This window comes from Calditrichota bacterium, from assembly GCA_013112635.1.
In the GTDB taxonomy this organism is placed as follows: Bacteria; Calditrichota; Calditrichia; order Calditrichales; family J004; genus JABFGF01.
In genome coordinates this window covers 107,489-120,967 of sequence record JABFGF010000010.1, presented here as the reverse complement: position 1 = coordinate 120,967, position 13,479 = coordinate 107,489, and the positions used below count along the sequence as shown (strand labels likewise).

The 13,479-nt window shown below is 35.4% G+C and carries 16 protein-coding genes and 2 tRNA genes; 13 read left to right on the top strand and 5 right to left on the bottom strand.

What is annotated here, in order from left to right:
- Positions 1 to 121 precede the first annotated feature (121 nt).
- From HND50_19675 to HND50_19665, 3 genes are all read right to left on the bottom strand, one after another.
- On the bottom strand, positions 122 to 988 hold the full coding sequence (locus HND50_19675) for a T9SS type A sorting domain-containing protein (GenBank protein NOG47468.1): 867 nt from the start codon (positions 986 to 988) through the stop codon (positions 122 to 124).
- 11 nt (positions 989 to 999) lie between these two features.
- Complete coding sequence (locus HND50_19670) at positions 1,000 to 1,872, bottom strand: T9SS type A sorting domain-containing protein (GenBank protein NOG47467.1); 873 nt, start codon at positions 1,870 to 1,872, stop codon at positions 1,000 to 1,002.
- Positions 1,873 to 2,130: 258 nt separating this feature from the next.
- Positions 2,131 to 2,562: a DUF1801 domain-containing protein gene (locus tag HND50_19665; protein NOG47466.1), complete on the bottom strand. Its 432-nt coding sequence runs from the start codon at positions 2,560 to 2,562 to the stop codon at positions 2,131 to 2,133.
- Positions 2,563 to 2,771: 209 nt separating this feature from the next.
- Between HND50_19665 and HND50_19660 the strand changes: the two genes are divergently transcribed.
- From HND50_19660 to HND50_19645, 4 genes are all read left to right on the top strand, one after another.
- Positions 2,772 to 4,565, top strand: coding sequence for a glycoside hydrolase family 13 protein (locus HND50_19660; protein NOG47465.1), 1,794 nt, complete (start codon positions 2,772 to 2,774; stop codon positions 4,563 to 4,565).
- Between the two features lie 14 nt (positions 4,566 to 4,579).
- Complete coding sequence (locus HND50_19655; GenBank protein NOG47464.1) at positions 4,580 to 4,828, top strand: hypothetical protein; 249 nt, start codon at positions 4,580 to 4,582, stop codon at positions 4,826 to 4,828.
- Between the two features lie 81 nt (positions 4,829 to 4,909).
- A complete protein-coding gene (locus tag HND50_19650) occupies positions 4,910 to 6,262 on the top strand; it encodes a hypothetical protein (protein NOG47463.1) in 1,353 nt (450 codons plus the stop codon).
- 1 nt (position 6,263) lies between these two features.
- A complete protein-coding gene (locus HND50_19645) occupies positions 6,264 to 6,584 on the top strand; it encodes a translation initiation factor (protein NOG47462.1) in 321 nt (106 codons plus the stop codon).
- Positions 6,585 to 6,586: 2 nt separating this feature from the next.
- Here the strand turns inward: HND50_19645 and HND50_19640 are convergent, their stop codons facing one another.
- Positions 6,587 to 7,252, bottom strand: coding sequence for an inorganic pyrophosphatase (locus tag HND50_19640; protein NOG47461.1), 666 nt, complete (start codon positions 7,250 to 7,252; stop codon positions 6,587 to 6,589).
- Between the two features lie 247 nt (positions 7,253 to 7,499).
- On the opposite strand from HND50_19640, the gene HND50_19635 reads away from it, so the two are divergent.
- The 9 genes from HND50_19635 to HND50_19595 all read left to right on the top strand — a co-directional run bounded on the left by HND50_19635 (position 7,500) and on the right by HND50_19595 (position 12,802).
- Positions 7,500 to 8,033 (top strand): hypothetical protein, encoded by a 534-nt coding sequence (locus HND50_19635; GenBank protein NOG47460.1) that lies wholly within the window; start codon positions 7,500 to 7,502, stop codon positions 8,031 to 8,033.
- A 165-nt stretch (positions 8,034 to 8,198) separates the two neighbouring features.
- Positions 8,199 to 9,173 (top strand): aminopeptidase, encoded by a 975-nt coding sequence (locus tag HND50_19630; GenBank protein ID NOG47459.1) that lies wholly within the window; start codon positions 8,199 to 8,201, stop codon positions 9,171 to 9,173.
- Positions 9,170 to 10,249 (top strand): transcription termination factor Rho, encoded by a 1,080-nt coding sequence (rho, locus tag HND50_19625; protein NOG47458.1) that lies wholly within the window; start codon positions 9,170 to 9,172, stop codon positions 10,247 to 10,249. The genes HND50_19630 and rho overlap by 4 nt, the downstream gene beginning before the upstream one ends.
- Positions 10,250 to 10,253: 4 nt before the next feature.
- Complete coding sequence (locus HND50_19620; protein NOG47457.1) at positions 10,254 to 10,991, top strand: sulfite exporter TauE/SafE family protein; 738 nt, start codon at positions 10,254 to 10,256, stop codon at positions 10,989 to 10,991.
- Complete coding sequence (locus HND50_19615) at positions 10,988 to 11,716, top strand: hypothetical protein (GenBank protein ID NOG47456.1); 729 nt, start codon at positions 10,988 to 10,990, stop codon at positions 11,714 to 11,716. The genes HND50_19620 and HND50_19615 overlap by 4 nt, the downstream gene beginning before the upstream one ends.
- An 89-nt stretch (positions 11,717 to 11,805) precedes the next feature.
- Entirely contained in the window at positions 11,806 to 12,012 is a 207-nt protein-coding gene (locus HND50_19610) for a cold shock domain-containing protein (protein ID NOG47455.1), read from the top strand.
- 59 nt (positions 12,013 to 12,071) lie between these two features.
- Positions 12,072 to 12,145, top strand: a tRNA-Arg gene (locus tag HND50_19605).
- A gap of 59 nt (positions 12,146 to 12,204) precedes the next feature.
- Entirely contained in the window at positions 12,205 to 12,696 is a 492-nt protein-coding gene (locus HND50_19600; GenBank protein NOG47454.1) for a nucleoside deaminase, read from the top strand.
- 21 nt (positions 12,697 to 12,717) lie between these two features.
- Positions 12,718 to 12,802: transfer RNA gene (locus tag HND50_19595), tRNA-Ser, on the top strand.
- A 150-nt stretch (positions 12,803 to 12,952) separates the two neighbouring features.
- Here HND50_19595 and HND50_19590 read toward each other — a convergent pair.
- A complete protein-coding gene (locus tag HND50_19590; GenBank protein NOG47453.1) occupies positions 12,953 to 13,378 on the bottom strand; it encodes a hypothetical protein in 426 nt (141 codons plus the stop codon).
- Positions 13,379 to 13,479: the final 101 nt, after the last annotated feature.

The window sequence follows — 13,479 nt, the reverse complement described above, 5'->3', positions numbered from 1 at the left end:
TGATATTAATTCTATTTCTTTAATTACACGCTTGTCTAAACGCGTCGTTCAACAGTATATTGAGCTCATCCCTTTAGGCAATTAAATGTTCTAAAAAGACAAGCTATGGTATCATTTGATACTATTTTATTAAAAGCATTTTAATTATTTGAACATGATTTCCTGACTGCAATTTGGTAAAATAAACGCCGCTAGTAAACCCAGTCCCATTAAACTCAATAATGTGTTTTCCTCTTTTCTGAAAGCCTGTGTAAAGTGTTTTTATTCTTTTTCCTAATGCATTAAAAACATCAATTTTAATTTTTGATTTAACTGGAATGTTGTATTCAATTTTTGTGATTGGGTTAAAAGGATTTGGGTAGTTTTGATTTAGGACAAAACTCTTTATCAAAAATGGTTGATCATTAATACTCACAAGTGTTCCGAAACGGTTTGTATCAATTTTTGCCCCTATTAGTACATCTAATCCATAATTATACGAGGTAATACCAAAACCCTTTGTAACCTGCGTTGGGTATAGATCTATAATATACCCCCAAGTTGTATCTGGCTTATTTTCTATTGTATCAATTAAGGCACGGTCAAAAATTTTATTTGTTAAAGGCAGGCTAATAAGGTTCAGGTCATCAATTGTTGTCTCAAATAAACCCCACCAGTTAGATTCAAAAGGAGCTTTCCAGAGTGTTTTATCTGGCGTAGTAAAACTAAATAACGCGTATTCTTCAGAATCAGCAGTATTATAGTAGTATATTGTGTCGTTGTTACTTCTTTGAAAACGCCAAGCATACACTCCATTGGAAAATATGAAGTAGGTTTTTTCATTAGGCATCAAAGTATCACCAATAATTTCTACATTATGTTGTCCAGAATAGGGTGAATAATACGCCCATTTATCACCAATATGTAGTGGGTAGTATATTGTTGTATCGACTTGTGCGCTTAAGTTGGTTGTGATTAAAAAAAGTAAGCTTGTAATTAAGTATTTCATTCTTAAAGTCTTCATTTTAATAATAGCGCTTTAATGCTCTGTGTGTAATTTCCAGCGCGTAGCCGGATAAAATATATGCCACTTGATAGATCCGAACCGTCAAACGTTATATCATGTTTTCCTCCTTTCTGTGTTCCTTCAAAAAGTAATTCTACTTTTTCACCCGCTGCATTATAAATGTTAATAATAATGTGAGATTTTATTGGTAGGTTATATTTTATTGTTGTACTTGGGTTAAACGGGTTTGGATAATTTTGAGAGAGATAAAAACTATTATTAACTGTTTTTTTATTCTCTTCAATTCCAACTAAAGTACCATAACCCACACCATTTATTGTTGCCCCAACCAATATCTCTAATCCAGCTGAATAGGTTGAGACACCCAATCCTTTTGTAATTCGTGGCCAATATAAATCAACTGTTTGATTCCATACTGTATCAGGTGGATTTATTGTTGTGTCTATAAAAACATCTCGATATTCCTTCCATTTAAGGTTTTGTTGTAATAAGTTATTGTTATCAATTCCGCTATCATATACTCCATTACCATACGTTTCATTTATAGGCGAAATAATAATTTCTCCTTTTTTTGCTAATAAATCATATTGAATAAACTCTTTGTCTTGTGCGAATTCATTATAAACCATCACATACCTATTACTATCTACCCTTTGGTACTTTCTGTTAGTCATTGAAAACTCAAAGTACGTACGGTCATTGGGCATTAGCGTATCGCCAATAATTTCAACCTGGTAATAACCTGAGTATGGATTATAATACTCCCAGGTATCACCAATATGTAGTGGGTAGTATATTGATGTATCAACCTGCGAATAGATTTTAGTTGATATTAAAAATAATAGAATAGTTAATAAAAATTTCATTTTTTCATCCTTATGTTTTTGTAACTAAAGAATATATGTTGAAAGAAAAGAAGAAGGTCGAGGGTGTTGGTTTTTGCAAACAAAACAAAATGTTTCCTTTTGTTTACTTTGCTTTCCCCCTCAAGAACAGCAAAGCATTTGAATGAGAATAAATTTCTACTTGACAATTACCTGCAAATATACGAAAAAAAAAAAACGATAATGCAAAAAGTTTTTGGTTAGAAAAATGTATCTTTGGTACGTGTCGCAACCGTTTTACTATGAGCTCATTTTTTTGTTTAGGTGATAAGTCAGTGCCATAGAAATGCAGTGGCTTAATTCCTGCTCCGGAATCTGATCTTCGATCGAAAAAATAATAGCCCGGTAGCCTTCAAACTTAAATTTGGTTGGGTACATTTCCCTAAATGTTTCAACAAGCATTGTCTGGCAATGGAAATACATAGCATATTTTTCTGGATTGTTTTTAATACTGTCAATTCGAACAGTGCTGCCGCTTTTTGTCTTTGGGGTTAAGTAGCTTGGTTGACCCCATTTAAGGGTTTCCTGCAATTTGCCTACACCATTTGTAGCAGCTGCTGTTTCAAAAATCATTTGACGTAAGGCTAAAAGTTTGGTTTGTAATTTTTCAGGGTAATTCATAAATACGTCAGCTACTCGCGGATTATCAAATTCAATTTTCTTGCTTTCCATATTGAAACTCCATGCTCATTGAAATCTATTTTTTATAAATGAATTACTTAATTTTAGTTTAAATCTAACCAAAAAGCAGATAATTAGCATTCAAAAGTAATTGACTATTTTTTTTATTCACTAAAATGGGATTGAATTTTTTAGCATTAGAAAATTGTAATAGCTATTTTTGAAAAACCAATTCGCCTTAACTAAATAAAAGGAAAAACATGCGTTTATTTATTATTCTCATTTTGGGATCTTTTTTTATTCAATGTTCTGATTTTGAAAGAAAAGCAGTTAATCCTCCAGATATTTCCTGGGCAGACGGAATAGTTTGGTACCAGATTTTTCCCGAACGCTTTAGGAATGGCGAAAAAAGTAATGATCCGAAAGCAGAGGAAGTAAATGGTTCCGATCAATACAAAGGTTGGCAGGTGCATCCCTGGCAAAGCGATTGGTACAAAGTACAGCCATGGGAAATGAGCAAATCAGATAAGTTTTATGATTCGTTTTTTGAGCGGCGTTATGGTGGTGATCTGGTTGGTGTTATTGAAAAACTCGATTATCTAAAAGACCTTGGAATTAACGCAATTTATTTTAACCCGGTTTTTGAAGCTCAATCTCTCCACAAATATGATGGCGCTTCTTTTCACCATATTGATGACAATTTTGGACGGAATTCTTCCAAAGATAAAATTCGTCTTTCTAATGCCAAAGAATCTGATGATCCAAACTCATGGATCTTTACATCGGCGGATTCAGTTTTTTTTGAGCTTATTCAGGAAGCCCATAAAAGGGATATTCGGATTGTGATTGATGGTGTTTTTAACCATACAGGACCAGAATTTTTTGCCTTTCAGGATATTGTCGAAAATGGACCGGATTCCCGTTATGCAGGATGGTACGATGTAAAGAAATGGGATGACCCGGCCACTCCTGAAAACGAATTTGATTTTGCCGGTTGGTGGGGGTTTAAAGGATTGCCCGAATTTTATGAAGATGAAAATGGGTTTAGAAAAGAAGTTTGGGATTATATTTTTGCCTCAACAAAAAGATGGATGGATCCAAATAATGATGGCGATCCAAGCGACGGAATTGATGGCTGGCGTTTGGATGTGGCCGAGCAGGTGGCACCTGTTTTCTGGCGTGAATGGTATAAACATGTAAAATCCATAAATCCCGGAGCATTAATTGTTGCGGAGATCTGGAATGACGCCTCTGAAGCTGTAAAGGATAAACGTTTTGACGGAGCAATGAATTACCCTTTTGCTTATGCCATGGTCGAATTTTTTATAAATAAAAACAAGCAAATAAATGGTGCTGAGGTGGCAAAGCGTTTTAACGAGCTTAAAGAAAATTACGGTGAAAAAACCATGCATAGATTGTGGAATTTAATTGATTCACACGATACCGACCGGGTCGCATCTATGGTTTTAAATCCCGATTTAAATTATGACCGGGACAGAAGCCCACGCGATAACCCTGAATATAATTTACGAAAACCAACAGCGGAAGAGCGAACACCTCAAAAACTGATCGCTGCATTTCAGATGACTTTTATTGGGGCACCGATGCTTTATTACGGCACGGAAGCTGGTATGTGGGGTACAGATGATCCCGATGACCGTAAACCAATGTTGTGGGAAGACATGGATTTTGAAAATGAAAAAACGCATCCTTTACCAGGCAAAACAAGACCTGATGATGAGAATAAATTTGATGAAGAAATTTTCTCGTATTATCAATCTTTGATAAAATTACGCAGGGAAAATCCGGCTTTAAATTCCGGATCATTTGAAGTTTTAGATGTGGCCACAACAGAAAATACATTTGGGTTTACACGAGCTTCTGAAAACCAAAAACTGACAATCTTGTTTAACAGAGGAAAATCAACAGAGAATATTGAGCTGGTTTCAAGTGAAAATGTAACCGATATTTTTAGCAGAAAAAAAATTGAATCAAAGAATGGCCGTGTCCGTATTAATTTGAAGCCCCAAAGTTTTATGGTGCTTGAAAAATAATATGTGGAGGATTCATGGAATTAATTGGTCTTGCTTTTCTTTTCTTTTTTTTATGGGTAATTTTTAAAGTTTTTGGAGCCATTTTTTATGCAGGTGCTTTTTTAATTACACTTCCATTAAAAATTATTGGTACTGTTTTACTTGTGGCAATACTAATTCCTTTGGGATTGTTTACTGCAATAGTAAGTGTAATAAGTATAGCTATTCCACTATTGCCGTTTGCGTTAATAATAATGGCAATTGTGTATTTTAACCGAAAATAAAAATCTGATTGCTACCATGTTTGCACAAAACTTGTTAAGTATTTAGATTATTCGATCAGTTAAACCCAAACAGAAAATAGAATGGCAGATAAACATTGTGTAGCAATTTTTGGTGGAGCAGTTGCAGGTTCTGAAGCTGTTGAACAGATGGTAAAACGGGGTGTTCACGTGGTTGTATTTGACCAGAATGCACTACCGTATGGGAAAATTGAATCCGGATTGCCCAAATGGCACGTAAAGCTCCGGGACAAGCAAGAAAAAAAAATAAATGAAAGACTAAGCCAACCTAATGTGCAATATGTCCCGCTTTGCCGTCTTGGTAAAGATTTGAGTTTTGAAGACATTAGCAAAAATTGGGGTTTCAGCGCAATCCTTCTTGCTACAGGCGCATGGAAAGACAGGGCGTTTCCATTACAAAAAATAGAACACTTTTTGGGTAACGGATTTTATTATCAAAACCCATTTGTTCAATGGTTCAATCTGTGCCATGATCCGGCATATAACGGACCAGACTTTGAAATTAAAGAAAATGCTGCTGTTTTAGGTGGCGGTTTGGCTTCAATTGATGTGGCCAAAATATTAATGATTGAAACATTTCGTGCTGCAATAGCAAAGTTGGGGCATAATCTGGATTCAATTTCCATAGAACGTCTTGGATTGAGAAAAGCTGCAGATTCAATAGGAGTAGATATTGATTCGCTTAATCTGAAAAACTGTAATATTTTCTACCGTCGCAGAATTATAGATATGCCTCTTTCTCCAGATCCGGTATCCGGAAATGAAGATGACCTCAAAAAATCTCAGGCAGTCCGTCAAAAAATAGTAAGCCTGGCTGAAGATAAATTTCTGTTTAAAGTAAATGAATGTCAGAGCCCGGTTGATCTTATTGTTGAGAATGGAAAATTGACCGGACTAAAAATGCAGAAGAATAAAATAGTTGATAATCGAGCTATGCCAATCGAAGGAGAAATATCGGAGGTTGAAACACACCTTGCAATATCCTCAATTGGCAGCATCCCGGAATTGATACCCGGGATAAATTCTGATGGTGAAAAATTTGAGCTGGAGGATGCATCAACAGGAAAGTTAAAAGGATTTGAAAATGTGTTTGCTTTGGGGAATGCGATAACCGGGAAAGGAAATATTAAAGAATCTCAAAAACACGGACGTAATGTTTCGGAATCAATAATCCGTGATTATCTTGGAGTTACAGGAGGGGATGACCACCGCTCGGAATATGAATTCAAAACGGGTATTTTGGATCAATTAAAGCCTGTATCTTCTTATATTGACCAATCCAACCCCTTAAGTGACGAGGAGTTATCCGAAATAAAGAATCGCGTTTCTGAACTGCAACAGAAAGTCAGCTATAATAATTTCGAAGATTGGATAAAAAGAAATCTGCCTGCACGGTTGGAAAACATGGGTGAGTAGTATGAAAAATAGAAAAAACAGTCAGCTAGTATTTTCTACTCACGAAGATGTCAAAAACACTCAAGAAGAAGGATCGGTTCAAAACAATACAGGAAATACGGCATACATTGAACGTGATCGAAAAAAAAGAAGAGGCAAGGTTGTAACTGTAATTTCCCGTTTACAAGGTAACTTAAAAGAATTACAAAAAGAGCTGCAAAAAGATTGTGGCGCTGGTGGCAGCGTTAAAAATGGCAATATTGAAATCCAGGGAGACCACAGGGATAAGATTGCTGCCATTCTTAAGCAAAAAGGTTTTAAAATAAAATTTGTTGGCGGATAGAGCTAAGATCCGAAAGTATCGAGTCCTGAAAATTTTTCATTGTAGTCTTCACAACTTTTTTTAATAACCAGGTATGCTTCTTTTCTGTCGTATATATGGGATATTTCACAAACATGTTTCTTTTCGCCGGGAATATCTTTATAGGTTAGAAAATAATGCTTTAAACGCTCGATTAGCATTTCGGGTACGTCATTAATATCCTGCCATTCACTATAAACGAGATCATTTTTTAAATAAGCAATGATTTTGTCATCGGCTTCATTATTGTCAATCATTCTAAAACCACCTATAACAACAGCCGGAACAATAATATTACTTTGTGTGATCGGTCGTTCGGTTAATACACAAATATCCAATGGATCCTTATCTCCAACTATATCGGTTCGATTTGTTTTTTCGTTGCAGAATTTGGCAATTCTTTTACCACAATATGTTCTTGGTAAAAGCCCGTAAAGCATTGGAGGCATTGAAGAAAACTTTTGTGGGCGATCTACTTTAAGCAATCCGGATGCTTTGTCTAATTCATATTTTACGGTATCTGTTGGAACCATTTCGATATATGAATTTACTACTTCCGGGGAATCCTGACCAATTTCAATTCCATGCCAAGGATGGGCGTTATAGAGTAGTGTCATTAGGTTAAAAATTTGGTCGCTTAGGGATTTCATCTTTACTCCTGAAACTGATTTAAGTGCAATTTATCTTTTAGATAAGTGTCTAATTTAATTATATAAAGATTGTTTTTTTAAAAAAACATTATTAAAGGAATAATTTGCAAACATTTTTTATTATACTATATTATAGCAAACGCTTAATCAAATAGATTTATTATTCTATGCTTTAAAGATAGTATCTTTATTTCTGAAGAAAACTTTAATTAATACTACCATTAATTCACAATGAGGGGGAACTCAAGTGAGCAATGCGAAGAAATATCCGGGTATTAGCCGGATCGACTCAAAACATACCCATGGATGGTATGTACGTGTCTACGCGAATGGAGGCGTATTCACGTCCAAGTTATTTAGTGACAGGTTGTATGGCGGGAAACAAATTGCACTTAACAATGCAATAAAATTCCGGGACCACAACAAAATGGTAGCAGAGCTACATAAGCGTGAGGGCCGTAATCCTAATCGGCGCCCATTTTATAACAAAGCACCAAAGAATAACCAAAGTGGGGTTGTTGGCGTTAACGAAGTAAAAACAACAATTCGGGGAAGAGAAGTTCATTATTTTCAGGCAACCTGGAGTTCTGAAGGGAAAGCAAATTCACGTAAGTTTTATGTTTCAAAAAAGCGAGGCCGTGAAGAAGCTGAAAAGCAGGCAATCGCATTGAGGCATGAAAAAGTAAAAATGCTTCAGAAACAATGGAAAGTAATGCTTAAAGATGATTTGAAATGGCAAAAAGAGCTAAAAAAGAAATTAGCCAAAGAAAAAAAGTCGTAACAAATCTAATCAAAATACCCCGATTTTATCGGGGTATTTTGTTTAAAGTAAATTATTATTAAATTGATCCTATTATTAGTATTTTGCTAATGTCTTAAATTCGAAAGCATCCTCCTTTTTTTTCGAGTTTTTACCACATCACACATATTTGTTTAAAGGAAAAATATGAAACACGGTTTAGAAAAGGCTGTGAAAACGGCTTTTCTTGATTGTCTGAATCTTCAAAAGAATGAATCAGTTTTAGTTGTAACCGATGATAAAACTTTTGAGGTAGGGCATGCATTTTATGAAACTGGCCAAAAACTTTGTTCATCAATTAACCTTATCTTAATGCCAGTAGCTAAGGTGAATGGAGAAGAACCCCCACTCCCAGTTGCACAAATGATGCAAAAATTTGATATTGTTGTTTGCCCCACTGCCAAATCCTTAACGCATACAGATGCAAAAAGAAATGCCTGTGAAAAAGGAGCTCGTGTTGCAACTTTGCCGGGAATAACCACAGATGTTTTTATACGAACATTACAGGCAGATTATACTAAAATTGCCAAAAGAACTGAGCAAATCAGTGCACTGTTGAGCAAAACTAAAAATGTGAGGATTACTACAGACCTGGGTACAGATCTGTTTTTACCAATTGAGGGAATGCCGCCAATTTCATCGACAGGACTTGTACGTGAAAAGGGAAAAGGCGGAAATATTCCTAGCGGAGAATCATTTTTAGCACCGGTTGAAGGTAAAAGTAACGGGACGCTGGTAATTGATGCTTCAATAGCCGGTATCGGAAAAGTTGAAGGCCCCCCTGTAACCATTAAAATTGAAGATGGCTTTGCAAATTCATTTAGTGGTGGTGAGCAAGCTCGTCAGTTTGAGAAAAATTTGAGGGCATTCGATAAACCTGGGCTAAATGTTGCCGAATTGGGTATTGGGACCAATGACTCGGCAATAATTACCGGAAAAATTTTAGAAGACGAAAAAGTGTTTGGAACAATTCATATAGCCTTTGGAAATAATATAACAATGGGCGGAACGTGTGATGTAGGTATTCATGTTGACTGCGTTGTTACAAAACCGGATGTTTGGTTTGATGATAAAAAAATTATGGAAAAAGGAAATTTACTTATTGAGGATGCTGGTGCATGATTGCGGTTGAAGGTTATTTAGAGAAGTTTCAAAAAGGGTTTGGATTTTTAAGGCAAATTGAAAATAATTTTGATGCGCTGACTGGTGATACTTACGTCTCTCCTCAGTTGTTGAAAAAACACCGCATTGAAGAAGGTTCCTTTTTAAAAGGACAGGCAGAACCCGCAGAAGGAAAAAATAAAAATCCGGTTTTAAACAAACTTGAAAGTGTCAATAATTTTCCCATCGATAAATTGCATAAAATAGTCTCATTTAAAGACTCGGTAACAATAAATCCCGAAGATCAGTTTGACCTTAGCCTGAAAGACACCGATGTTATTGGCAGGTGTTTAAATTTACTATCACCGGTTGGAAGGGGACAAAGAGGATTAATTGTATCACCACCCAAAGCAGGCAAAACAACAATCTTACAACATTATGCACAAGCGATTACTAAAAACCACTCAGGAACCGATATCTACGTTTTATTGGTTGATGAACGTCCTGAAGAAGTAACAGATTTTAAAAGATCTGTTCCATCGGCATTTGTTTTATCTTCCTCATCCGATGAGAGCGTTGAAAGTCATTTGAGAATAACCAGGTTGGTTATGAATTCTGCTATAAAAAGCATGGAAGCAGGAAATGATGTTGTTGTTTTAATTGATTCATTAACCCGGATGGGACGTGCCTATAATAAAAAAACAAATTCCAACGGGCGAACTTTGAGTGGTGGATTATCTGCAAATGCTTTGGAATTACCACGGCGGTTTTTTGGTGCAGCACGAAATCTTGAAAACAGCGGATCTTTAACAATTTTAGCTACAATACTTGTAGATACAGGCAGCCGAATGGATGAAATTATTTTCCAGGAATTTAAAGGCACTGGCAATATGGATTTGATTTTGTCTCGAAAATGCGCGGAACAGCGCGTCTGGCCAGCCATTAATATTAATGAATCAGGTACACGAAAAGAACATCTGTTAATGACCAAAAGTGAACTTCAAAAATCGATGAAAATACGGCAGGTTATTGGCAGTATGAATGAAGTTGAAGCAATGCGTTATTTTATGCAGATGATTCGCGCAAAAAAAATATAAACTAGTGGATTGGATCCTTCTTCTTGCAATTGTTTTTATTTTAGCAGCCTATTTTGTAAAAGGTTTTTCAGGTTTTGGCCCTGCTTTAATTATTGTCCCTTCTTTTACCATCTTATACGATCCTTTAACAGCAATTTCCTTATCAAGCCTATTTGATGCCATTGGCGGAACCCTTCTTTTACTTACGGTTTTAAAAAATGTTAACTGGCGTTTTGTTTTCCCCACCGCTTTTTTCCTGGCTATTGGATCTTACTTGGGTGTTTCTATTTTAGGTTTTGTTCCGGTTAATCTTTTAAAAATATTAATTGCTGCAGTCGTTTGTATTTTTATCTATGTCTTAATCTCAAACAGGAAATTTGAGTTTACATTTATCAGGAAAAGTGGTAATCCATTTTTGTTTGCTTTGGCTACTTTAACGGGTATGTTGGCAGGCCTAACAGGTACCGGTGGACCAATTCTAATTATTTTTCTAAAACTAAAAAACAGAAAAAAAGAGTTCAGAAGCCAGGCAATTGCTATTTTTACAATTGGGGCGATTTGGCGGTTGTTTTTATATGAATACAATAATTTTTTACCTGAATTGAATTTGACAATATTTGTTATGATTTTGTTTATGGTAATCGGGCTTGCATTTGGTCATTTTTTGCAAAGAAATGTAAATGAACAGCTTTTTAACAGATATGTTGCCCTAATCCTGATTATCCCGGTAATGACATTATTTTTTGAGGCATTTATCAAATGATTTCCAGATTTTTGAAATTATTAACTCTTGTGATTGTAATTAGTTGTGCGGATGATGTTGATTTAAAACCTGTTGATAATTTAATCCGACAAAAGAATTTTTCTGAAGCTCTTGAACTTATTAATTCGTTCGAAGGCTTCTCAATAGATGATAGCTTGACGCAAAAGAGAATTAATCACAGAAAAGTATTAGCGGAAAAGGGGCAATTGTTTTTAGAATTAGATTCCGTTTTTCTTGAAGGTGATACAGTAAAGCTGAAAATAAATTTAATTAGAATTAAGAATATTATAAAATCGAAAGATACATTAGCAGCAAGATGGTATTATTTTGACTTCTTTAAAAGTAAAGCCAGGTATAAATTATTAAAATCTGATACATCGGGATGGTTATTTAATATTGATAAAGCTGTCAGTTTTCCATCATCTGAAGTAAATGCAAAAAGTGATTTATTTATTGATGTGGCTTTTTATTATGCACAGAAAAATAAATTTGTAGAAGCACGAGCCTGGTTGGATAATGCCATTAGAAGTTTCCATATCAACGAGAAAGACACTATATTTCGAGATATATTTTCACATTACATGAATGGTAAGTTTAATAAGGCTGATTCAATATTAACTGAAGTTGTAGATTTTACTGAAGAACCACAGTGGCAAAAGGTTCAAAGTTTTTTAAATCTATACTCAGATTCCTTAACTATGGAAAACAGATTCAGATTATGGTAAAGTGACAGGAAAAGGCTTGATTTAAGCTATTTTGTTTTGAAAATTATATCCAATTCAAAAATAATAAATCATTTACAAATCGGGATAATATGCAATCAGGAAAAGTTAAATCTTGGGATGCCCAAAGAGGGTTTGGTTTTATTGTGAGTGATGATGATGATGATTTGTTTGTTAATGTTAGTGATATTCATCCTTCAGTTAAGCCAAAAATTTTACGCGAAGGTCAAAACGTAAAATTTGACGTAAAATCAGATATGAAGGGCGATCGAGCTGTCAATGTTCGCGTTGCAAAATAATTATGTTTTTTAATTGACATCAGATTATATCGACTGTAAATTAAAAACTCTTTTTTAATGCGCCCGTAGCTCAATTGGATAGAGCGTCTGACTACGGATCAGAAGGTTAGGAGTTCGACTCTTCTCGGGCGTACATCACAAAGCCCTGTTAAATGGGCTTTTTTGTTTTCACAAGACATAGATGAACAGCACATGCCCATTTCGCTAACAAATAAAAATGATGATCAGGTTTTTATGCAGGAAGCGATTAAAGAGGCAAGAAAAGCATTTGATAGCGGAGATGTTCCTGTTGGTGCGGTTGTTGTTCTCGATAACAGAATTATTGGCCGTGGGCATAACCAGGTTGAGTTATTAAGTGACCCTACAGCTCATGCAGAAATGATTGCAATTACAGCAGCTACGGCGACTATCCAGGAAAAATTTTTAAGGGAGGCTCAGCTGTTTGTTACTGTGGAGCCTTGCTCAATGTGTGCTGGTGCTTCTGTTTTGGCAAGGATAAAAAAACTGGTTTATGGTGTTCAGGATATAAAAACCGGTGCTCATTCAAGCCTTTTCAATTTGCTGAATGACCCAAGGCTGAATCACCAAATTGAAGTTATACCGGGAGTACTTAAAAAAGAATGCTCACAATTAATGGGTGAGTTCTTTTTGCAGTTACGCGAAAAAAAGACAAAAAAAATATAGATTTATTTCAAAGAGTTTTTCGGAGAGGTGGCAGAGTGGTCGAATGCGCACGCTTGGAAAGCGTGTGTACCGCAAGGTACCGTGGGTTCGAATCCCACCCTCTCCGCAATGTTTTTGTCTTCTTACTTCCCCATACTTATCGAACCCAAACTACTATTCAAGTTTCTGAACGGCATTTCCACTTCTCATTTTGATCAAAATCTGCTGCATAAACATTTGAGTGAAAACCAACTTCAATCTGACGCACTTGTAATGCCTACCTATTGGAATTATTTAATGTAACAGTTGTTTTTTTCCGGTTTAGTTGTTCATCAACTTTGGCTGAGTACAACTGAAAAAACTGAATCGCTTGTTCATAATCGCCTTTTTCAATCCAGTTAAAACGCTCGGGGTGTTTTAAATAATTGCTGGCTATAAATGCCTTAAGCCTGATTGTCTTTTTAGGGCTTTCCAGTGAAAGACTATCCAACTTTTTTGTTATTTGGCTAAAATCTTTCTCAGGATGATATGTTTTCAATATCATTGTATTAATAATAGCGCTTTCAACAACACCGTTGTTTGAATGTTTTAATCCTATTAAATAATTTCTTTCTGCATTTTGTAATGCACTGCCATTATGTTGAGCAACCGCTAATCCTGCAAGTAATGTTAAAAGTGTAAAAGCTGATGTAAATTTTCTCATGATTTTCTCCTTAGTGACTGGTTTGATCTTTTTGTTTGATTGGATTATACGCCGATCAAAAGTCATTGATGTCATAAGCAATTAATCAGATGTCATTAAAT